The organism is Tatumella citrea (assembly GCF_002163585.1).
GTDB lineage: Bacteria > Pseudomonadota > Gammaproteobacteria > Enterobacterales > Enterobacteriaceae > Tatumella > Tatumella citrea.
Map to the genome: position 1 here is coordinate 3,171,297 of NZ_CP015579.1, position 20,358 is coordinate 3,191,654.

21 protein-coding genes, 1 other RNA gene and 1 pseudogene are annotated in these 20,358 nt (G+C 48.3%); 8 read left to right on the forward strand and 15 right to left on the reverse strand.

All coding sequences use genetic code 11. The features are described 5' to 3' along the window. Positions 1-5: 5 nt before the first annotated feature. From lepA to A7K98_RS15195, 6 genes are all read right to left on the reverse strand, one after another. On the reverse strand, positions 6-1,805 hold the full coding sequence (gene lepA, locus A7K98_RS15170; RefSeq protein WP_087489318.1) for a translation elongation factor 4: 1,800 nt from the start codon (positions 1,803-1,805) through the stop codon (positions 6-8). Between the two features lie 223 nt (positions 1,806-2,028). Then, positions 2,029-2,499 (reverse strand): SoxR-reducing system protein RseC, encoded by a 471-nt coding sequence (gene rseC / locus A7K98_RS15175; protein ID WP_087489319.1) that lies wholly within the window; start codon positions 2,497-2,499, stop codon positions 2,029-2,031. A gap of 2 nt (positions 2,500-2,501) precedes the next feature. After that, complete coding sequence (rseB, locus tag A7K98_RS15180) at positions 2,502-3,452, reverse strand: sigma-E factor regulatory protein RseB (protein WP_087489320.1); 951 nt, start codon at positions 3,450-3,452, stop codon at positions 2,502-2,504. Further along, positions 3,452-4,108 carry an anti-sigma-E factor RseA gene (gene rseA, locus A7K98_RS15185; protein ID WP_087489321.1) on the reverse strand — a complete coding sequence of 219 codons (657 nt, stop codon included), beginning with the start codon at positions 4,106-4,108 and terminating at the stop codon, positions 3,452-3,454. Before rseA ends, rseB begins: the two co-directional genes overlap by 1 nt. Before the next feature lie 29 nt (positions 4,109-4,137). Beyond that, on the reverse strand, positions 4,138-4,713 hold the full coding sequence (gene rpoE / locus A7K98_RS15190) for an RNA polymerase sigma factor RpoE (RefSeq protein ID WP_087489322.1): 576 nt from the start codon (positions 4,711-4,713) through the stop codon (positions 4,138-4,140). 473 nt (positions 4,714-5,186) lie between these two features. After that, the gene (locus tag A7K98_RS15195) at positions 5,187-5,924 is read right to left on the reverse strand and encodes a tRNA1(Val) (adenine(37)-N6)-methyltransferase (RefSeq protein ID WP_157665980.1); all 738 of its coding nucleotides are present in this window, start codon (positions 5,922-5,924) and stop codon (positions 5,187-5,189) included. A gap of 207 nt (positions 5,925-6,131) precedes the next feature. Between A7K98_RS15195 and srmB the strand changes: the two genes are divergently transcribed. Further along, positions 6,132-7,478 carry an ATP-dependent RNA helicase SrmB gene (gene srmB, locus A7K98_RS15200; protein ID WP_087489323.1) on the forward strand — a complete coding sequence of 449 codons (1,347 nt, stop codon included), beginning with the start codon at positions 6,132-6,134 and terminating at the stop codon, positions 7,476-7,478. A 225-nt stretch (positions 7,479-7,703) separates the two neighbouring features. On the opposite strand, the gene grcA is transcribed toward srmB, so the two are convergent. Next, positions 7,704-8,087, reverse strand: coding sequence for an autonomous glycyl radical cofactor GrcA (gene grcA, locus A7K98_RS15205; protein WP_087489324.1), 384 nt, complete (start codon positions 8,085-8,087; stop codon positions 7,704-7,706). Between the two features lie 256 nt (positions 8,088-8,343). Between grcA and ung the strand changes: the two genes are divergently transcribed. Then, entirely contained in the window at positions 8,344-9,021 is a 678-nt protein-coding gene (gene ung, locus A7K98_RS15210) for a uracil-DNA glycosylase (RefSeq protein WP_087489325.1), read from the forward strand. A gap of 117 nt (positions 9,022-9,138) precedes the next feature. On the opposite strand, the gene grpE is transcribed toward ung, so the two are convergent. Next, entirely contained in the window at positions 9,139-9,723 is a 585-nt protein-coding gene (gene grpE, locus A7K98_RS15215; RefSeq protein WP_087489326.1) for a nucleotide exchange factor GrpE, read from the reverse strand. Positions 9,724-9,842: 119 nt separating this feature from the next. On the opposite strand from grpE, the gene nadK reads away from it, so the two are divergent. The 3 genes from nadK to bamE all read left to right on the forward strand — a co-directional run bounded on the left by nadK (position 9,843) and on the right by bamE (position 12,994). After that, positions 9,843-10,721: an NAD(+) kinase gene (nadK, locus tag A7K98_RS15220; RefSeq protein ID WP_087489327.1), complete on the forward strand. Its 879-nt coding sequence runs from the start codon at positions 9,843-9,845 to the stop codon at positions 10,719-10,721. A gap of 85 nt (positions 10,722-10,806) precedes the next feature. Then, entirely contained in the window at positions 10,807-12,468 is a 1,662-nt protein-coding gene (gene recN, locus A7K98_RS15225; RefSeq protein ID WP_087490538.1) for a DNA repair protein RecN, read from the forward strand. Positions 12,469-12,652: 184 nt separating this feature from the next. Then, a complete protein-coding gene (gene bamE / locus A7K98_RS15230) occupies positions 12,653-12,994 on the forward strand; it encodes an outer membrane protein assembly factor BamE (protein ID WP_087489328.1) in 342 nt (113 codons plus the stop codon). A gap of 100 nt (positions 12,995-13,094) precedes the next feature. On the opposite strand, the gene A7K98_RS15235 is transcribed toward bamE, so the two are convergent. Both A7K98_RS15235 and A7K98_RS15240 read right to left on the reverse strand, forming a co-directional pair. Beyond that, positions 13,095-13,394, reverse strand: coding sequence for an RnfH family protein (locus tag A7K98_RS15235; RefSeq protein ID WP_087489329.1), 300 nt, complete (start codon positions 13,392-13,394; stop codon positions 13,095-13,097). After that, positions 13,384-13,818: a type II toxin-antitoxin system RatA family toxin gene (locus A7K98_RS15240; RefSeq protein WP_087489330.1), complete on the reverse strand. Its 435-nt coding sequence runs from the start codon at positions 13,816-13,818 to the stop codon at positions 13,384-13,386. Before A7K98_RS15240 ends, A7K98_RS15235 begins: the two co-directional genes overlap by 11 nt. Before the next feature lie 155 nt (positions 13,819-13,973). Between A7K98_RS15240 and smpB the strand changes: the two genes are divergently transcribed. The 3 genes from smpB to A7K98_RS15255 all read left to right on the forward strand — a co-directional run bounded on the left by smpB (position 13,974) and on the right by A7K98_RS15255 (position 15,581). Next, a complete protein-coding gene (gene smpB, locus A7K98_RS15245) occupies positions 13,974-14,456 on the forward strand; it encodes an SsrA-binding protein SmpB (protein WP_038022759.1) in 483 nt (160 codons plus the stop codon). Between the two features lie 49 nt (positions 14,457-14,505). Then, positions 14,506-14,869, forward strand: a transfer-messenger RNA (tmRNA) gene (gene ssrA, locus A7K98_RS15250). A gap of 238 nt (positions 14,870-15,107) precedes the next feature. Next, a complete protein-coding gene (locus A7K98_RS15255; protein WP_087490539.1) occupies positions 15,108-15,581 on the forward strand; it encodes a hypothetical protein in 474 nt (157 codons plus the stop codon). 254 nt (positions 15,582-15,835) lie between these two features. On the opposite strand, the gene A7K98_RS15260 is transcribed toward A7K98_RS15255, so the two are convergent. The 5 genes and pseudogenes from A7K98_RS15260 to A7K98_RS21675 form a co-directional block, all read right to left on the reverse strand. Next, positions 15,836-16,399 carry an Ail/Lom family outer membrane beta-barrel protein gene (locus A7K98_RS15260; RefSeq protein WP_087489331.1) on the reverse strand — a complete coding sequence of 188 codons (564 nt, stop codon included), beginning with the start codon at positions 16,397-16,399 and terminating at the stop codon, positions 15,836-15,838. Positions 16,400-17,048: 649 nt separating this feature from the next. After that, positions 17,049-17,315, reverse strand: a complete 267-nt coding sequence (locus A7K98_RS15275; protein WP_087489333.1) for a hypothetical protein — start codon at positions 17,313-17,315, stop codon at positions 17,049-17,051. After that, positions 17,315-18,823, reverse strand: a pseudogene (locus tag A7K98_RS15280) (VENN motif pre-toxin domain-containing protein); the annotation flags it as partial. The pseudogene A7K98_RS15280 and the gene A7K98_RS15275, both read right to left, overlap by 1 nt. Then, entirely contained in the window at positions 18,810-19,070 is a 261-nt protein-coding gene (locus A7K98_RS15285; RefSeq protein WP_087489335.1) for an immunity protein, read from the reverse strand. The pseudogene A7K98_RS15280 and the gene A7K98_RS15285, both read right to left, overlap by 14 nt. After that, positions 19,067-20,356: a VENN motif pre-toxin domain-containing protein gene (locus A7K98_RS21675; RefSeq protein ID WP_087489336.1), complete on the reverse strand. Its 1,290-nt coding sequence runs from the start codon at positions 20,354-20,356 to the stop codon at positions 19,067-19,069. The genes A7K98_RS15285 and A7K98_RS21675 overlap by 4 nt, the downstream gene beginning before the upstream one ends. Between the last annotated feature and the right edge of the window lie 2 nt (positions 20,357-20,358).

The following is a 20,358-nucleotide window of genomic DNA, read 5'->3' on the forward strand; positions in this document are numbered from 1 at the left end:
GGTCCTTATTTGTTGTCCTTGCCCACATGCAGAATGGCTAAAAACGCTTCCTGAGGTAATTCTACATTACCTACCTGTTTCATACGTTTTTTACCATCTTTCTGTTTTTGCAGCAGCTTTTTCTTACGGCTCACGTCACCACCATAACATTTGGCGAGTACGTTCTTACGTAATTGTTTCACTGTTGAACGGGCAATGATGTGATTACCGATTGCAGCCTGAATAGCAATATCAAACTGCTGACGCGGGATGAGCTCTTTCATTTTCTCAACCAGTTCACGTCCGCGGTATTGCGAGTTATCGCGGTGGGTAATCAATGCCAATGCGTCAACGCGATCTGAGTTAATCAGAACGTCAACACGTACCATATCAGAGGCCTGGAATCGTTTAAAATTATAATCCAGAGATGCATAACCCCGCGAAGTGGACTTCAGACGATCGAAGAAATCAAGCACGACTTCGGCCATCGGAATTTCGTAGGTTAAGGCAATCTGGTTTCCATGATAAACCATGTTGGTTTGCACGCCGCGTTTCTCAATACAGAGTGTAATCACATTTCCCAGATATTCCTGTGGGACCAGCATATGACACTCTGCAATCGGTTCGCGTAATTCTTCAATATTGTTCAGCGGTGGTAATTTCGACGGGCTGTCGACATAGACCACATTGCCGTCGGTAGTCTGAACTTCATACACAACAGTAGGCGCTGTGGTGATCAGATCAATATCGTACTCACGCTCCAGACGCTCCTGAATAATTTCCATGTGCAGCAGGCCCAGGAATCCACAACGGAAACCAAAGCCAAGCGCCGTAGAGCTTTCCGGCTCATAAAACAGTGAGGCATCGTTCAGGCTCAGTTTGCCTAAAGCATCACGGAAAGATTCATAATCATCAGAGCTTACCGGGAACAGACCGGCGTAAACCTGTGGTTTAACTTTTTTGAAGCCTGGTAATGCGTTTTCTGCCGGATTACGGGCACTGGTCAGTGTATCCCCGACCGGAGCACCTAAAATATCTTTAATCGCACACACCAGCCAGCCAACTTCTCCGCATCCCAGTTCATTGCGATCAAGTTGTTTCGGCGTAAAAATACCTAAACGGTCAGCGTTATAAACCTGACCGGTACTCATTACTTTAATTTTATCGCCTTTACGCAGCGTGCCATTTTTCACCCGCACCAGCGAGACAACCCCCAGGTAGTTATCGAACCAGGAATCGATAATCAGTGCCTGCAGCGGAGCTTCCGGATCACCTTCCGGTGGCGGGATATCACGAACCAGTCGTTCCAGAACTTCCGGTACACCAACCCCGGTTTTAGCGGAACAGCGAACTGCATCCGTTGCATCAATACCGACAATATCTTCAATTTCCTGAGATACACGATCAGGATCGGCCGCCGGCAGGTCAATTTTGTTCAGTACCGGAACAACTTCCAGGTCCATTTCCATAGCGGTATAGCAGTTTGCCAGGGTCTGAGCTTCTACCCCCTGCCCTGCATCCACGACCAGCAAAGCACCTTCACAGGCAGCCAGCGACCGGGAAACCTCATAAGAGAAGTCAACGTGGCCCGGAGTATCGATAAAATTAAGCTGGTAGGTCTGCCCGTCCTGTGCATGGTAGTCGAGGGTAACACTCTGTGCTTTGATGGTAATACCGCGTTCACGTTCCAGTTCCATTGAATCCAGAACCTGAGCAGCCATTTCACGGTCGGTTAACCCGCCGCAGGTCTGAATCAGGCGATCAGAAAGCGTAGATTTGCCGTGATCGATGTGCGCTATAATGGAAAAGTTTCTTATATGCTTCATTTATATGAATATCTTCGCGTAAAAACGTCTGTTGAATACCAGGGCACAGAGATGATAAGTAACATCACTCGTTACTCGTGTTGAGTCAGCCTCATTAATGAGGTGGCATATTACACTGTTAAGGGCCTGTACGAAAGCCGGTAACCTGGTGTAATTGCTACAGAGAAAGGTAAATTTTAGTACGGGGAAGGCCGGAAATTATCCGGCCATCATGACATTCTGTCTACTCACTCTCTGCCGTTTCGAAGCGCAAAGAATCCGGAGGTAATGCCACACTTAAGATTACTGGCTGAAAAGCTTCTTTATCACCAATCAGGGCTGAGATGCCTTTTGATAAAATGAAGCCTCCAACGCCGCCCAGCAGCGCACCGCTGGCAGAAGCCAGATCAGAATGGAACAACGACTGGAACAGACCGGCCACAATAAACAAACCCAGCAATGGCGTCATATAAACCAGTAACGCAGACCCCAGCAGGCTGCTCTCACGAATACCTAATTCAATACGCTGACCAGGTTGCAACGGCTGTTTACTGGCAATCTGCATAACTTCTGCATCTTCAGGCCCCAGTTTATTCAACAGATGGCTGCCGCAACCTTTACGGGCGTTACAGCTGTTGCAGGAGGTTTTTGCTTCGGTATGCAGTGTCGCGATCCCGTTTTCCCAGGAAGTCACGGTTGCCCATTCTCTCATCATAATTAGTTACCTACGTCGACATTATCCGCAATACGCTTTGCAGTGGCTGCAGGCAACTCACCCACAACACTAATTTCCTTATTATTACGTATTTCGACCTGAATCGTACGTCGTCCAGTGCGCAATGCCTGGTTCAGGCTATCTTTATCAGCATCCGTGACATTAATGGTAAAACTAAATAAACCGTCAGAGTATAGCCTGGTTTCAAACGCTTTCCCCATCGTAGGAATCTGACGACGGGTTTGTGAAATCATCTGCATTCCGGCCGGGACCCAACCGGGTTTCCAGTTGAAATTCACTTTATCTCCCGCAGGAAGAGAAAGTACTGGCGGCAGATTAGCGTTTTTCAGTGATTCCATCATATGGCTGACGCCTTCATCTACTGCGAAGCTGATCACCTGATATTGTTCGATAGGTTCGCCGTCCTGAGCCAGCAAATCCACGCGTAGCGGCAAAGAAGTATCCACATCCAGCCAGATAACATAGCTGTAGCGGGAACCATCATGCGAAACCACACGCACAACATCACACATCTGATCGGCAACACGAGAGCGCCCTACCGGAATAAAATCATAATAGTTTTTCAGCCGGTCAAAATCAGCATACAACACCGAAGGTAACCCATCGATGATGTGCTCGCCCGGTAAGGTAAAAGGTTCCAGACCGGCTTCAAAATAGCTGATTTCTTTGCCGCGTTGAATAATTTCACGCCGCGGGCCATCCATCTGCAGCAATTGTGCATAGGTCTGACCAGAGACAATCGCATGGCGATAGCGTAAGGATTCTATCCCCTGACGGGAGACATTAATGTAGGCAAATTCATAATTGAGGGTGGCACTGGCTTTTTCCATCTTTTCCAGCATGACCTCAGACGCAGAATCCTGCGCTGAGGCCACCGATGAAAACAGCAGACTACCAGCCAGAGTAGCAATCAGAATAAAAGGTTTTTTCATTACTGCTGCTGAATACCCAGAGACTGATTACCCGGCACATTGATCTGAGCCTGCTCAGGAACACCTGATTCAAACTGATCGTTATTCAGACGACGCTGTAATTCATAGTCCTGGAGCATCGCGTTAACACGGCGACGTTGCTCCTGAACCTGCTGAGTAGCGTTTCCGGCATCAAAAATGTCAGAAGGCACTCCAAGGCTAACCGGAGATGCTTTACCCATCATTGGCAGAGTATTAAACGCCGGGGTATCCGAAGTGTCCGCGACATTGCCTGAACCTGTCGGAGAATTACCATAATGCTGTACACCCACGATCACCGCCAGCGAAACACATGCTGCGACACCAACCTGTGCCAGCTGGGCAGCCCACGGACGTTTTTTGCCAAAAAACGGCATTTTGCTCCAGCGTGAAGGTTCTGGCTGCGCTTCCGGGATAAACGGGGTCACATTACGGGCAGGTTCCTGCGCGATAGCTTCGGCCACACGGGCAGAAATATCAAAATGAACCACTGTACCAACATCGCCACGTAACGTATCACGAATCAGGTGATAGCTTGTCCAGCTTTGCTGCAACTCCGGGTCTTTCGCCAACGAAGAAAGCAATGACTGATCTAAGATTTCACCATCCATTAAAGCGGAAAGTTGTTCTTTCTGCATGCCTTTTACCTTTCAAGTAGCCGCCATCACTAACGTTGGATCAGCGGTTGAACTTTGTTATCGATAGCCTCACGGGCCCGGAATATCCGGGAACGCACTGTCCCGACCGGACAGTCCATAATCTCGGCAATCTCTTCGTAACTCAAACCATCGAGTTCCCTGAGTGTGATTGCCATCCGTAAGTCCTCAGGTAATGTTTCTATAGTTTTAAAGACAATTTGTTTCAGTTCTTCTGACAACATTAAGTTCTCAGGGTTCGAAATTTCTTTTAATGCACCCGCACTTTCGAAATTTTCTGCATCAACCGCGTCCACATCACTGGATGGAGGCCGGCGTCCCTGAGCAACCAGGTAATTTTTCGCTGTGTTTACAGCTATACGGTATAACCACGTATAAAAAGCACTGTCGCCACGGAAAGACTCGAGGGCACGATAGGCTTTAATAAAAGACTCCTGCACCACGTCCGGCACATCCCCTGACGGTACATAGCGCGACACAAGGCTCGCCACTTTATGCTGGTATCTAATCACCAGTAAGTTAAATGACTTTTGATCTCCTTTCTGGACGCGCTCAACAAGAACCTGATCTGTTAACTGCTCGCTCATCCGAGGTAATATCCCCACAAATATGTTCTACATCCAATTAACCACCAGCAACATCTCACATGATCTGAGCAAGCAGTGACTTAGAGTAGATACTTTAAAGAAAGTTCAGCGTTTCCCTGTATTCTCCGGGTAACAGCATAATTTAACTGTTTGTAATAACGTCCCGGGCCTTGTGCTATCGATGAACTGCGTCACTCCTCTCCCGTCCCAAAACGGGCAAAAGGTGATTTAACAGGCAGGTTACCTCATCGAACAAAGCATTTCATCTCTAATTCAAGGTTCTGTTTAGGGTTTTAATAAAAAATCGCTGCAAAACAGAGATTGTCATATGCTTCTGTCTTTCAGGTAAACCACGCTGCAGTTTTTTTACGAAAAATGAGGGAGATAGTGACAATTTTTACCAGATACCTAATCTGGCGGCCGGCACTATTCCGGCAGACCGGCTTTCTGGCAGGAGTCAGGTAACAAGGCTTTTAGCGCGATAAATAGAAACTTCCTGTCAGCTGTCGGTAGTCATCGGAATATCCACCGGAAGACTCACGGATCACCAGACGGTCGTCAACACATTCCCCGGAATTTAATGAAAAAGCCACAAATAACCGGTGTGGTTGCCGCCCGGCAAACTCACTAATTCGGCGGCAATGACGCAGGGTCCAGCCATCCTTTTTTGCAAGGGAGATGAACTCCTCCCCGGCAACCACCGGCAATATCACGCAAAACCAACCATCCGCCGCGAGATGTTGCTGCGCACTTCGCAACAAAGCCTGATGACTCAAAGTCGTTGTGTAACGTGCGGTTTGTCTGGCGCTACTGCTGCAGTTCACCCCCGGAGAAAAAAACGGAGGATTACTGACTATAACAGTATAACGACGGGAGAACGGAGCCTCCCAGGTCAGGATATCAGCATGATGAACCTGTATCGCATCTGGCCAGGGTGACTGTGCAATATTTTGCTGTGACTGACTCACCGCCGCTAAATCAATCTCAACTGCATCAATCTGCGGAACACTGCCTGCCTCATGGATACGCTGCGCCATCATTAAAGAAATCAGGCCACTGCCACTACCAATGTCCAGTAAACGGCCATCAACAGGGACTGGCGCTGTAGCACCTAAAATAATACCGTCAGTGCTGACTTTCATGCCACACTGGTCGTGGGCGACAAAAAATTGTCGGAAGGTAAAACCATTTTTCTTAAAACTCTGTGACACGGCAATCTTTCCTGTCCTGCATTACCAATACAGGGTCAGTCACCCTGTTCAGGGAGTGTAACCGCCTGACAGAAAAATTACCGTGAAAAATCGCCGTCTTCGGGAATTTTACCGTCAGAAATGCCCTTCTGCGGTCAACAGACGCAGACAACAGATGAAGAATGCGTCTGAAGTGTCTATAATCAGCGCCCCAAACAGAGGTAGACCATGACTGTAACCACATTTTCCGAACTTGAATTAGATGAAAGCCTGCTGAATGCTCTGCAGGATAAAAACTACGAGCGCCCTACTGCAATTCAGGCAGAGGCAATTCCTCCTGCGCTGGAAGGCCGTGACGTCCTGGGTTCGGCGCCCACAGGGACCGGAAAAACAGCGGCCTACTTACTGCCGGTTTTACAACATTTACTCGATTTCCCGCGTAAAAAATCCGGACCACCGCGGATTTTAATCCTGACTCCAACCCGTGAACTGGCAATGCAGGTAGCGGAACAGGCGCGTGAGTTGGCGAAATATACCCACCTGGATATTTCGACGATTACCGGCGGTGTGGCTTATATGAACCACGCCGAAGTATTCAGCACCAATCAGGATGTTGTGGTCGCGACTACCGGTCGGTTGCTGCAATATATTAAAGAAGAAAACTTTGACTGCCGCGCGGTTGAAACCCTAATTCTTGATGAAGCAGATCGGATGCTGGACATGGGGTTTGCTCAGGATATTGAAACCATTGCCGGGGAAACCCGCTGGCGTAAACAGACATTGTTATTCTCTGCCACGCTGGAAGGCGAACATATTGAAGATTTCGCAGATCGTCTGTTGAATGACCCGGTCACTGTTGAGGCGGAGCCAAGTCGTCGCGAGCGCAAAAAAATCCAGCAATGGTATTACCGCGCCGATGACCTGGAACATAAAACCCGGTTGCTGATTCATCTGTTAAATCAGCCGGACGCCAGCCGTACTATCGTTTTTGTTCGCAAGCGTGAACGGTTACACGAAGTTGCGGAATGGTTGCGTCAGGCCGATATACGTTGCAGCTACCTTGAAGGTGAAATGGTTCAGGCAAAACGTACTGAAGCCATCAAGCGCCTGACCGAAGGTCGTGTGAACGTGCTGGTAGCGACTGATGTTGCGGCTCGTGGCATTGATATCGATGATGTCACTCTGGTTATCAACTTTGATTTGCCACGCACGGCTGATATTTATCTGCACCGGATCGGCAGGACTGGCCGCGCCGGTAAAAAAGGCACTGCACTTTCTCTGGTTGAAGCACATGACAATGAGTTGCTGATTAAAATTGGTCGCTACCTGAATGAACCACTGAAAATCAGAACTATCGAGGATCTACGGCCAAAAACCCGGGCGCCTTCTGCTACGGGGCCGAAGAAGCCGTCGAAAAAACAGCTGGAAAAACGTAAACAGAAGAAAAACGAAGAAGCACAAAAACCAAGAGTTAAAGTGCGCCATCGTGACAGCAAAAATATCGGAAAACGCCGTAAGCCAGCAGCATCTTCAGCCGGTTTGGCCTCCGGAACGACGGAAGAGTCTGCAGAGTAAAATTAACCAGCTGTACTATTTACCGGTTACAATTTCACCGGTTGTAATATTAAGTCGCCCGCGCCGGGCGATTTTTTTGTTTTCATTTCTGCTTATTTGTCGCTTTATCACCGGATGCAGTCAGACCGACGATTAAAACCACCCGGTCCATTTTACTGCTTTATAATTAATGAGTTAACAATAACAAAAAAGGCGCTTAAGCGCCATTTTCAGACCAGAAACCCGTTACAGGCTTTCGGTAAATGTACGGGTGATGACGTCACGCTGCTGTTCCGGGGTCAGAGAGTTAAACCGTACCGCATAGCCTGAAACCCTGATGGTCAGTTGCGGATATTTTTCCGGATGTTTTACTGCGTCTTCCAGTGTTTCACGACGTAGTACATTGACGTTAAGATGCTGACCACCCTCTACCCGAACCTGTGGTTTCATTTCCAGCGGGATCTGACGATATTCAATTTCGCCGAGTTCCCGGAGTGGGACTAGCTGGTCTGGCTGGTAATCCCCTTTTGCACACAGGCAGCGTGCTTCTGCATTTTCTTCATCCAGTAACCAGAAAGAGTTAAGCAATGCATTATTGCTGGATTTAGTGATTTGAATTCCGTTAATCATAGGTTGCCTCCGGGGCTGATACTGTCTAAGCAAAGATTTTGTCTGGATCAACTTCATCATCATTGTATAACTAATGAGCAGACTCACTTCCTTGACCTTTATCAATAAACGGTCACCGGCTCTGACATACAAAAAACAAGCTATTGATATTAAATATATTTTCAAATAAATATAATATGTAACTTTTCAAATTATTTTTAAGCCTTTACCCGGAAGATAAAATCATTAAGCTGACCGGCATGATATTCAGGAGGGAATAATGACAACTTTAACATGGCATGACGTACTGGCCCCCGAAAAGCAACAGGACTACTTTATTCAAACCCTGCAAAGCGTTGAGCAACGCCGCAGAGAAGGAGTCACCGTATACCCTCCGCAAAAGGATGTTTTTAATGCCTTTCGGTTAACTGAACTGCACCAGGTTAAGGTAGTTATTCTTGGACAAGACCCGTATCACGGTCCGGGCCAGGCGCATGGTCTGGCTTTTTCGGTGCTACCCGGCGTGGCAATACCTCCTTCATTACTGAACATGTACAAAGAGCTGGAGCAGGATATTGCAGGATTTACCCGGCCTAATCACGGTTATCTGGCCAGTTGGGCAACTCAGGGGGTACTGCTGTTAAATACTGTATTAACCGTTGAAGCAGGCAAAGCGCACTCTCACGCCAGACTGGGCTGGGAACAATTCACGGATACCGTCATTTCGCTGATCAATCAGCACAGGGAGGGAGTGGTATTTCTGTTATGGGGTGCTCATGCCCAGAAGAAAGGCGCAATTATCGACAGACAACGACACCATGTTTTGCAGGCGCCACATCCGTCACCATTGTCGGCTCATCGCGGATTTTTTGGCAGCAAACCTTTTTCTTCAGCTAATGCTCTGTTACAGCAGTCCGGCCGGGACCCTATAGACTGGATGCCGATACTACCATAAACAGGTAATCGTCTGGCCGGCAGACCCGGACAGACGATTCAGCATCTGCGGACAATCCATGAGCAAGATCGTGGATTGCCCCGTCAGCTCGCCTGCAGTAAATTCTGCAGGCGAAAATTATGCCTTAGCTTTGGACACCGCAACCATCGCCGGACGTAGCAGACGGCCATTCAGGGTGTAACCATTTTGCATCACCATCAGCACGTGGTTTGGCGCGACTTCATCAGATTCAACCATTGACATCGCCTGATGAACATCCGGGTTGAAAGGTACGTGGGTTTCACCTACCACTTCCACACCAAATTTACGCACTGCACCTAACAACGATTTCAGGGTCAGTTCGATCCCTTCGATCATTGAAGCCAGCTCACTGTTACTTTTATCAGCAACCTGCAGTGCACGTTCCAGGCTATCAATCACTGGCAATAATTCGTTAGAAAATTTTTCCAGCGCAAATTTATGTGCTTTCTCGACATCCAGTTCGGTGCGACGGCGAATATTTTCAATTTCAGCCTGTGCACGTAACTGCGCATCACGCACACCGTTACTCAGTTTCGCCAGTTCGGCTTCCAGCTGAGCAATACGCTCATCGCGTGGATCTTTAGTCCCGGAAGTGTCTGCATTTTCAGCCGCAGTCTGTTGTTCTGCCGCCTGCTCTTCTGAAAATTGCTCGTTAGGGTTATTCTGTTCTTTACTGCTCATGAAAATCTCCGCGTTTTCCATATTCATTTCGCCGTTGGGCTTATTATGGGGATCAAAATTACGGATTCAAGGGACTGTGTAATATTGACTGGTGTTTTGGCTGGAGGAATTGCCTGCAAATGAACAAAATTTTTAAATGTATCGGAATTGTCGGCCACCCGCGCCACCCGAATGCCCTCGCCACTCATGAAATGTTGTGCCACTGGCTGACCGGTGAAGGCTATCAGGTGATAGTTGAAGAACAAATTGCCAATGAACTCCATTTGCAGCAGGTAAACACCGGCACATTAGCAGAAATTGGCCAGCAGGCTGACCTGGCAGTGGTCATCGGTGGTGACGGTAATATGCTGGGCGCAGCCAGAATTCTCTCCCGCTACGATATTAAAGTTATCGGTGTTAACCGCGGCAATCTTGGATTTCTGACAGATCTGGACCCTGAGAATGCCCGTCAGCAACTGGCTGAAGTCCTTGATGGCCATTATTTCACTGAGCAACGCTTTTTGCTGGAAGCGAAAGTTGCACTACCTCAGGGATCGCCCCGGATTGCCACAGCCATCAATGAAATAGTGCTGCATCCCGGGAAAGTAGCCCATATGATTGAATTCGAAGTATATATCGATAACAACTTTGCTTTCTCTCAGCGCTCTGACGGGTTAATTATTGCCACCCCAACCGGTTCAACCGCTTACTCACTCTCAGCCGGCGGCCCGATTCTGACACCAGGCCTCGAAGCTATCAGCTTAGTCCCGATGTTTCCTCATACACTGTCAGCAAGGCCTCTGGTTATAAACAGCAGCAGTGAAATCCACCTGCGTTTCTCATCATTGCGCAGTGATCTGGAAATCAGTTGTGACAGCCAGATTGCGTTGCCGATTCAGGAGGGGGAAGAAGTACTGATCAAACGCAGCCCACAGCACCTGGACCTGATACATCCAAAAAATTACAATTATTTTAATACGTTAAGCACGAAACTCGGCTGGTCTAAAAAATTATTTTAAAAATGTGCCGGCCCCTCTTTACTGTGTAAAAAAGCGGATTATACTGTATAAAAAAACAGTCATGTTTTTCTATACAGGTGATATTATGCTGGCACAACTGACCATCAGTAATTTTGCAATTGTCCGTGAACTGGATGTCGACTTCCAACAGGGTATGACCACCATCACCGGGGAAACCGGTGCCGGTAAGTCGATTGCGATAGATGCGCTTAGCCTGTGCCTGGGCGCCAGAGCAGAGGCCGAAATGGTCCGGCCTGGCGCTACGCGGGCAGATATCTGCGCTCGCTTCCGCCTGCAATCCTCCCCGTCTGCCCGCCAGTGGCTGGCAGACAATCATCTGGATGATAACGACGAGTGTCTGCTGCGGCGGGTCATCAATGCCGATGGGCGTTCACGCGGCTTTATCAATGGCACAGCCGTACCACTTTCACAACTACGGGAACTTGGCCAACTATTAATTCAGATTCATGGCCAACATGCTCATCAGTTGCTGCTGAAACCTGAGCATCAGCGTTTCTTGCTCGACGCTTATGCCGATCCAACTCCGTTGTCTGATTCTATGCGCCATCACTATCAACAATGGCATTCTGCCTGTCGCGCGTTGGCCAGCCTGCAGCAACAGACCCTGGAGCGGGAGTCCCGCAGAGAATTACTGCAGTATCAGTTGAAAGAGCTAAACAGTTTTGCACCTGTCGCCGGTGAATTTGAGGGGGCAGACAATGAATATAAACACCTTGCCAGTAGCGGACAACGCTTAACACTGAGCCAGCAGGCGTCACGAATGATTTCTGAAGGTGACGACATCACCCTGCAATCTTTGCTGCATACGGCTCGCCAGAGCGTCAGTGAATTACTGCCAATGGATGAAACCCTGACGCCGGTTCTGACCATGCTGGAAGATGCTGCTATCCTGATAAGTGAAGCCGGAGATGAACTTCGTCACTACTGCGAACGTATTGATCTGGACCCTAACCGTCTGCAGGAGCTGGAACAGCGTATCTCACGGCAGATTTCACTGGCCCGCAAACACCATGTCTCACCGGAAAACCTGCCAGAGCTGCATCAGCAATTACTGTCTGAATACCAGCAACTGGAATCACACGACGAAGAACTGGAACTACTGAATCAGCAGGTTAATAAACATCACCAGGCCGCCCTGCAAACAGCACAGCAACTGAATCAGCAACGCTGCCAGTTTGCGGCTGAACTCTCTGCCAGAATTACTGATTCAATCCATCAGTTATCGATGCAACATGGTCGTTTTACTATTGATGTGACATTCAATGCTGATCGCCTGACTCCTGAAGGTGCAGATACCATCGAATTCCGTGTCAGCACTAACCCGGGACAACCTTTACAGCCATTGGCTAAAGTAGCCTCCGGTGGTGAATTGTCACGTATCGCACTGGCCATTCAGGTTATCACTGCGAAGAAAATGGAAACCCCGGCAATGATTTTCGATGAAGTGGATGTTGGAATCAGTGGCCCGACGGCCGCCATTGTCGGAAAAATGCTGCGTCAACTGGGAGAATCAACCCAGGTGATGTGCGTTACGCATCTGCCACAGGTCGCGGGTTGTGGTCACAGCCATTTCTTTATCAGTAAAATGACCGACGGAACCATGACTGAAACCCAGATGCGGCTGCTGGATAAGCAGGCAAGACTGCATGAGTTAGCCCGGTTACTGGGAGGAAGTGAAGTCACCCGCAATACCCTGGCCAATGCCAGAGAACTTTTAGCGGCGTGATTTGGCACTTTTTTATCGTTCGGAAGTCATATGCATACTCTGCAAAGGTTTCCATCCGGCGAAAGGTCTATTATTATCGATATCTTATCTCGCCGGACGAAGCAAACCTGTTACAGGCAGAATTCATCGTTGATGGCAAAAACCGCCTTGCACAGGCATATGTGTCCGAAAAAGGAATGTATACATGCGCAGTAAAATACTGGCTGCTGCTGCAGTAGTAATGTTGATGGCAACCGCTGGTTGCTCAACTATCGAAAAGGTCGTCTATCGTCCGGATATTAACCAGGGCAACTATCTGGTCGCGAGTGATATTAGTAAACTTCATACCGGCATGAATCAGCAACAGGTTGCGTATACCCTCGGAACTCCGATGATGCGTGACCCGTTTGGCAGCAATGTCTGGTATTACGTGTTCCGTCGTGAACCAAGCCATGCAGGTATCACTCAGCAGACCCTGACTCTGACTTTTAACAGCAGTGGAATACTGACCAATATTGATAACAAACCGGCTCTGACAAAAAACTAGCCGGTTAGTATTCCCGGCAACAGGCTCCGGCAATAGAAAACAGGACAGGACAGCGCAGTGAATACTGCGCTATTTTTTTGTTGAAAATTGCCCGGGGGAGTTATTTTTTGTTCGCGTTAGCAGAGCGTTCAGCCCTTTGACGACGCAATTCTTTCGGGTCAGCCAGCAACGGACGATAAATTTCGACTCTGTCACCGTCACTCACCTCATCATGCAGTTTGACTGCACGGCTGAAAATACCGACTTTGTTTTCAGAGAGATCAATATCTCGTCGCAAAGTTGTCAGTCCGGATTCGATTATCGCCTGTTCAACGGTACTGCCTTCAGGCACTCTGACTGTTCGCAGGTACTGTTTTTCAGGCAGAGCGTAAACCACTTCAACCTGGATATCAGCCACGATAAACCTCTTTAGCCCTGACGGTAAACGCCTGCACCATGCTGTTAGCTAGTTCTTTGAAGATCCGACCAAATGCCATTTCAACCAACATATTGGTAAATTCAAAATCAAGACTTAGCTCAACCTTGCAGGCATCATCGCCCAGTGGAACAAAATGCCAGCCACCAGTCAGCTTGCGAAACGGACCATCGACCAGTTGCATGTGAATACGCTGATTATCGGTCAGTGTGTTGCGGGTAGTGAACGTTTTACTTATCCCGGCTTTAGAAACATCCACCGAGGCGGTCATTTGATCTTCTGAACTGTCGAGGATCCGGCTGCCGGTGCAGCCCGGCAAAAATTGCGGGTATGCATCAACATCATTCACCAGCCGGTACATCTTTTCAGCACTGTACGGGACCAGCGCTGAACGACTAATCTGGGCCATAACACTTCCTGCTTAGTAAAAAACCCGACGATCATACCAGTTTCAACAGTTAAACAAAAATGTCTTCATGCTACCGGCGTGCTAGAATGTGCTTCTTATTACCCCCGAGACGGGGGATGGTTTCTGCGCATAAGTGGTGTAAAATAAGCAATATTATGACTAAGAAAAAAGCTCACAAACCCGGTTCTGCAACCATTGCCCTGAACAAACGCGCCCGCCATGAGTACTTTATTGAAGAAGAATTTGAGGCCGGACTGTCGTTACAAGGATGGGAAGTAAAATCTCTTCGTGCCGGCAAAGCCAATATCAGTGAAAGCTACATCCTGTTACGTGACGGTGAAGCCTTTCTGTTTGGTGCTACCTTTCAGCCGTTGATTGGTGCTTCAACCCATGTGGTCTGCGATCCGACCCGTAACCGTAAATTATTACTAAAACAACGTGAGCTGGATTCGATCTTCGGCCGGGTTAACCGTGAAGGCTATACCATCGTTGCGTTATCGCTCTACTGGAAAAATGCCTGGTGTAAGCTGAAGATTGGCGTTGCAAAAGGTAAGAAAGAACACGATAAGCGTGACGACATCCGTGAACGTGAATGGAAAATAGACAAAGCACGGATTATGAAGAAAGGAAATCGCTAAACCACTGGTGTAGCAGACGCTTTTCCTGATATAGTGTACCACAGTACTTGGGGCTGATTCTGGATTCGACGGGATTTGCGAAGCCCAAGGAGCATGCCGAGGGGCGGTTGGCCTCGTAAAAAGCCGCAAAAAAATAGTCGCAAACGACGAAAACTACGCTTTAGCAGCTTAATAACCTGCTAAGAGCCCTCTCTCCCTAGCCTCCGCTCTTAGGACGGGGATCAAGAGAGGTCAAACCCAAAAGAGATCGTGTGGAGACCCTGCCTGGGGTTGAAGCATTAAACTGAATCAGGCTAGTTTGTCAGTAGCGTGTCCATCCGCAGCTGGCCGGCGAATGTAAAGACTGGACTAAGCATGTAGTGCCGACGGTGTAGTAATTTCGGACGCGGGTTCAACTCCCGCCAGCTCCACCAAATTCTCCACCGGTGATACCAGAATCACCCGGTGAAGTCCTGAAAGCCCGCATGGCACAAGCCTTGCGGGCTTTTTTGTGCCTGTAGAAGTCCGGGTCCCTCGCCCGAATCCAGTGATTAATGGTTTATGTATTGATATTCTTACATCAGGGCCTGGTGCTCCTGTTTGCGTGTCATTAGGCGGATTTGTTGGCGATGCTTTTGCGGTATGGGAAACAGGCAACTGGTGGAAATAAAGATGGAACAAGTCTCTACACTATCACTCTGCGAAATCAGTGAAGCAACAGATACCACTCAGGCTCGATCCGAAGTTTTGATTGGCGGTAACTCAACGGGGATTATTATTCCAGGAAAAGTGCCTGAAGCTGTAATAAGAGTTGATGAGCGCCGCTATCTCTTATTCATGACAGATGACATTATCTATGAGGAGATGCTGACAGTATTACTGTTGGATCTCTCTCAAGGTGTAATAGAAGAACTGACTATCGGAGCCGCTTATTCTTCGGGTTATTTCGAGGATTTAAAGGTTTTGCCCCATTCCGCCAGCTTCCGTTTTATCGGTGATACCACCTGGACAGTAAAAGTATCTGCATCTCCCACGTTAAAACTGCCGTTTTCCGATCCTCGCGGCGTAAACCGTCCTATGGGTTTAACAAAATATATTTATGTCTCCGCTAACCCTGCACCAACCAGGGCTGGCAATAATAGATAGAGAAGGAGTGACAGGCAGGGAGGTATTAAACAGGCCAGGAAAATGGTCAGAGAGCCGGTGGAGACTTACACTACATCCCTATATGTCACTCAAATACAAAACGCCCGGTGAAGTCTACCGGGCGTTACAGGGTTGAAAACTGTCAACCTATATCAAGACAAGTCAATCAATAACCGACTGGCAGTCCGGCAGCTCATTATCGAACGCCTGAGCCTGACCTGCATGAAGATAATTATTCTCAACTTCAGTCGGGATCAGAAGCGGTAGCCAACGCCAAGGTTAAAGCCGTTTATTGCAAAACTTTTCTCAAATTTAACCCTGGTGCCTTCATAGCCGAAATTAACGGAGAAGTTCTCAGTCGGGTTAACAATAACACCGGCACCATAAGCGAATGACGTTGCACTACTGCTAAACTTTTCTGAATACTGAGTAAGATAGGTTGTTTTACCTTCAGCTTTTGCCTGAACCGCCCCAATAAGGGCATAAATGCTGACATAATCATTAATGCGGTAGGCCGGTCCGGTCAGCAATGAGTAGTATTTCAAAGTATCATGGCCGTCATATCCACTGGGGTCACCATTAAAATCGACCCGGTATGAATAGTCATTATCACCTTTCATATAACTGAATGAACCGATTACACTGACAGGCGAATCCCATTCATAGCGATACTGGACATTTATCCCGCGAATATTTTTAAAATCCGCCACTTTACTCTGTGCATAACCGACTGAGACCGTGTGACTGTCAGCCAGCACGCTGGTATTGGCAAAAAGGCCACCACAAAGTAATGCCGCCATCATAATTTTTGCTTTCATGAGTTTTAATTCCTTTTAAAAATGTGTCAATCAATTGCCCGCACCTTAATGCAGGACTTCACTACCTGAACCCTCAATCCACCGTAGACAACGACTGTATTTTCACTACGGTGACCGGGCCGGTATTCTAGAAAGGCATCTGGCGAATTCAACGCGAAGTGAATGTGAAGCAGCCATGCCTGATTCTGCCAATACTCCCCCAGCTCTCCCTGATTGTTCAGATAAGCCGGGTTTACTGTTTCCACTGATGCTCCTTGTCAGAAAGGCTCCTACGGCTTGCCCGGTTGTAATTTTGAGGGTCGGGTCAACTGCTTTAACAACCCGCAGGAACTTTCTTACCTGGTAATATAATCCCAGCCAATATTCCACCCGTAGCTTCCAGCAAAGCCTGATTCTTCCCTTCCAGGTTATACAGAGCCGTGCAGCATCTGCTGCGTAATCCGCTCCTTCCAATGCTGCATCACCAGTATCAGCCAGGGCATTAATGATTGCGTTGGCGATAGCCGATGTCGTACCGTTACCTACAGCTTATCCCGTAGCTGATCTTTCAGGTATTCAGCCGCCTGTTTAACCAACTATCTGGCTTTATCTCCACTTTGCGAGTTATTCTCAACAACAACTCCAACCGAAGAATCTGGGATTCGTCAGCTTACTGATTTGTTTTTTTACTACCATTACGCTCCTGGAGCCTTGCTTTTATCCATATGCCACTCCCTAGAATAATTCCACCGGGTATTGCCTTATGCAGCGTATAAATCGACTCTTGTAAGAAATCAAAATAGAGTTCATAACCATTTTTTAAGTAGAAAATAAGAGCAATACTTAAACTCAATAAAAAAATCATTAAAAAAATCGCAGCTATCCAATAAATAATAAGAAAAATAAACAATGGGATATCAATTTTTTTGAATCTCATTATTTTTTCCCTTTGTGATCATCTAGCTGATCTCTAAATTTATTACCAGTCACTTCAGATGTAAGAGAACCAATCGTAGCTTCAGCTACGTCAGAAGCCATTTCCTTTATCACTGGCTTCATTACCTCTGATGCTACTTTTCCAGCCACACTACCTATTCCAGCACCAGCCATAGAGTTGACCGGATTCTCTCCCTTAATACCGCTACCCACCGCAGCACCTCCCATATTGATCGCTGCTGATGTACCGATGCCTTTACCGGTAGTTGCGGCTGAGGTTATACCAGCCATAATCACATCAACATAACTGAATGGTTCATTTCCTCTGAGCTGAACACCGGCATTACCCCCTATACCGATAGCCGCATTTAACGCCATACCTTCTTTTATCGTAGTACCCGGGACATTCGTACTAAACATTAGCGGTGCATCGCCAATACTGGCATTCGATTTATGGTAGCCCCAGGTATTCATAATAGTTTGTGCCTGTGACATGGCTTCCGAGTCCGGATTACGTTTTATATAATCCTGCCCTGAGATCAATCCTTTAACCAGTTCCTGCGATACTGCCGGACCATATTCCTTTTCCATCTCAGACGCATAAACACGCAAATAACCTGCCAGTTCTGCCCGCTCAGTGCTGCTTATTTGTGAAGGGTCTCGGGTGAACTTATCCACCAGCGCATCACTGCGTTTATCGGCGTTTTCCAGCTTAATCAGCTCATTCGCAGCGGCCAGTGATTTATCACCCTGCTTTATTTTCTCTATGGCTTTAGCGAGCTTGTCGGAGTCGGTGTTACTCAGGAAGTTATTCTCAACCGCATTTTTCCCCGCCTGCGCACCCGCCACAGCATCTGCCGTGCTGTCACCGGCCAGGCCTCCCGCAAGGCCCGCTGCCAGAGTTCCCAGCGCGCTGATAGTCTGACGCTGCTCTTCGCTCAGGTCTTTCCGGTCAACGCCCGGATAGAGCTGTTGAGCGATAAATTCACCGGTGGTCGCCCCGGCTGCACCGGCTAACGCGCTGTTACCGTTAATCTGCGCTACTACCGCACCCAGTACCGCATGCGCCATCAGGTTCGCTTCAGTATTAACCTTACCTGATGCATCTGTGGTCATATTGTGAATGACCTCAGCCAGATACGGCGACGAACCACCCGCTATCGCTTTTGCCAGGTCACCACCGGCCAGGCCCTGTACCGCAGCGGTAACCGCCTGGATACCCTGCTGGATGGCGCTGCCGGTTCCCCATTGCTGCTGCGCATTTTTGTAGCCAGAAGTTTCTTTCAGGGCTTTATCATATGCGGCACGTTCTTCCTTCGTGGCATTTATGCCCGGCTCTTTAACACCTTTCGTAGCCAGTTCTGCCTTACCTGCTCTTGTCACCTGAATCCGCCCCTGCGTCCTGGCAATATCCCCGGCCTGAACCCCGATTTCCCCTATCAGTTGAGGACTGATTGACGGGTAAGCTAACACCGGTCTGTACCGGGGCGGCTCTTTATTGCTTAGAGGATGGTTCTTCTTTTTGTTTTATCCTGGATAAAAGCCAGATACCTACTCCTGTGGGGATTCCCACCACGATACCTCTTTTAATTGAAAAAAAAACATCCTCATGCCAGCCAAAAATGAAATTTCCATTTTTAAAATAAACCAAAATTGCAGCACATAAGCAGCCTGACAAAAAAGCAAGAATCATGGTAACGATAAAAGTTATTATTAAAATAAAAAGAGATTTTAAGCCATAAGTATTAGGTCTCATTTCTTATCTCCCGCATTCTTTAGCTTATCTTCAACTTTACTTCCCGTAGTTTCGCTAATTACAGAGCCGCCAATAGCTCCAGCAATACCAGCTGTTTTATCTGAGACAATTGGGAAATATTTATTACCAACTTCTACAGCTTTACCTCCGCCAGCACCAATTACAGTACCAATAACTGCACCAGCTACAACCGGAAGTGTATCTTTCCCCTGCAATTTAGCGCCAGCATAAGCTCCGGTGATACTGGCCGCTTCAGTAAACCAGAATCCTTTACCCTGCGTTAACGCACTGACACCAGTAGCAATAAGTGCATCGGTGGCACTGAAAGGGTCGCCATTGTTCAACTGGTTAAACACGTTTGCTGAGCCGCCTATTGCTCCCGCAGCAATAACACTTCCCGCCGTTGCGGTAGTTGGTAGCAGAACAGGAGCCACAACGGTTGTCATCCCCGCGCCCCAGGCAGTTAACAGTCCGGTGGCCGGATTCTGGTTTGCTGGTAAATCACCTTTCGCATTCTTGCTCAGCGCCGCGTTTATCTCTTCCGCTGTTGCTCCGGCTTCGATCATTGAGCTTCCCAGCGAGGCCGCTGCCTGACCATAGCTCCCCAGCCCGCCAAGGTTGTTGTTATTGGATGAGTTCTTCCCCGCCTGCGCACCCGCCACAGCATCTGCCGTGCTGTCACCGGCGATACCGCCAGCCAGGCCCGCCGCCAGGGTTCCCAGCGCGCTGATAGTCTGCCGCTGCTCTTCGCTCAGGTCTTTCCGGTCAACGCCCGGATAGAGCTGTTGAGCGATAAATTCACCGGTGGTCGCCCCGGCTGCACCGGCTAACGCGCTGTTACCGTTAATCTGCGCTACTACCGCACCCAGTACCGCATGCGCCATCAGGTTCGCTTCAGTATTAACCTTACCTGATGCATCTGTGGTCATATTGTGAATGACCTCAGCCAGATACGGCGACGAACCACCCGCTATCGCTTTTGCCAGGTCACCACCGGCCAGGCCCTGTACCGCAGCGGTAACCGCCTGGATACCCTGCTGGATGGCGCTGCCGGTTCCCCATTGCTGCTGCGCATTTTTGTAGCCAGAAGTTTCTTTCAGGGCTTTATCATATGCGGCACGTTCTTCCTTCGTGGCATTTATGCCCAGCTCTTTAACACCTTTCGTAGCCAGTTCTGCCTTACCTGCTCTTGTCACCTGAATCCGCCCCTGCGTCCTGGCAATATCCCCGGCCTGAACCCCGATTTCCCCTATCAGTTGAGGACTGATTGACGGGTAAGCTAACACCG

Bases quoted from the DNA above. Each gene is read 5' to 3' on its own strand.
- nadK (WP_087489327.1), top strand. From the start codon at position 9,843: ATGAACAAAATTTTTAAATGTATCGGAATTGTCGGCCACCCGCGCCAC.
- rseC (WP_087489319.1), bottom strand. From the start codon at position 2,499: ATGATGAGAGAATGGGCAACCGTGACTTCCTGGGAAAACGGGATCGCG.
- recN (WP_087490538.1), top strand. From the start codon at position 10,807: ATGCTGGCACAACTGACCATCAGTAATTTTGCAATTGTCCGTGAACTG.
- bamE (WP_087489328.1), top strand. From the start codon at position 12,653: ATGCGCAGTAAAATACTGGCTGCTGCTGCAGTAGTAATGTTGATGGCA.
- A7K98_RS15240 (WP_087489330.1), bottom strand. From the start codon at position 13,818: ATGGCCCAGATTAGTCGTTCAGCGCTGGTCCCGTACAGTGCTGAAAAG.
- rseA (WP_087489321.1), bottom strand. From the start codon at position 4,108: ATGCAGAAAGAACAACTTTCCGCTTTAATGGATGGTGAAATCTTAGAT.
- A7K98_RS15285 (WP_087489335.1), bottom strand. From the start codon at position 19,070: ATGAGACCTAATACTTATGGCTTAAAATCTCTTTTTATTTTAATAATA.
- grcA (WP_087489324.1), bottom strand. From the start codon at position 8,087: ATGATTAACGGAATTCAAATCACTAAATCCAGCAATAATGCATTGCTT.
- A7K98_RS15255 (WP_087490539.1), top strand. From the start codon at position 15,108: ATGGAACAAGTCTCTACACTATCACTCTGCGAAATCAGTGAAGCAACA.
- smpB (WP_038022759.1), top strand. From the start codon at position 13,974: ATGACTAAGAAAAAAGCTCACAAACCCGGTTCTGCAACCATTGCCCTG.
- rpoE (WP_087489322.1), bottom strand. From the start codon at position 4,713: ATGAGCGAGCAGTTAACAGATCAGGTTCTTGTTGAGCGCGTCCAGAAA.
- A7K98_RS15260 (WP_087489331.1), bottom strand. From the start codon at position 16,399: ATGAAAGCAAAAATTATGATGGCGGCATTACTTTGTGGTGGCCTTTTT.
- rseB (WP_087489320.1), bottom strand. From the start codon at position 3,452: ATGAAAAAACCTTTTATTCTGATTGCTACTCTGGCTGGTAGTCTGCTG.
- grpE (WP_087489326.1), bottom strand. From the start codon at position 9,723: ATGAGCAGTAAAGAACAGAATAACCCTAACGAGCAATTTTCAGAAGAG.
- A7K98_RS15275 (WP_087489333.1), bottom strand. From the start codon at position 17,315: ATGAGATTCAAAAAAATTGATATCCCATTGTTTATTTTTCTTATTATT.
- srmB (WP_087489323.1), top strand. From the start codon at position 6,132: ATGACTGTAACCACATTTTCCGAACTTGAATTAGATGAAAGCCTGCTG.
- lepA (WP_087489318.1), bottom strand. From the start codon at position 1,805: ATGAAGCATATAAGAAACTTTTCCATTATAGCGCACATCGATCACGGC.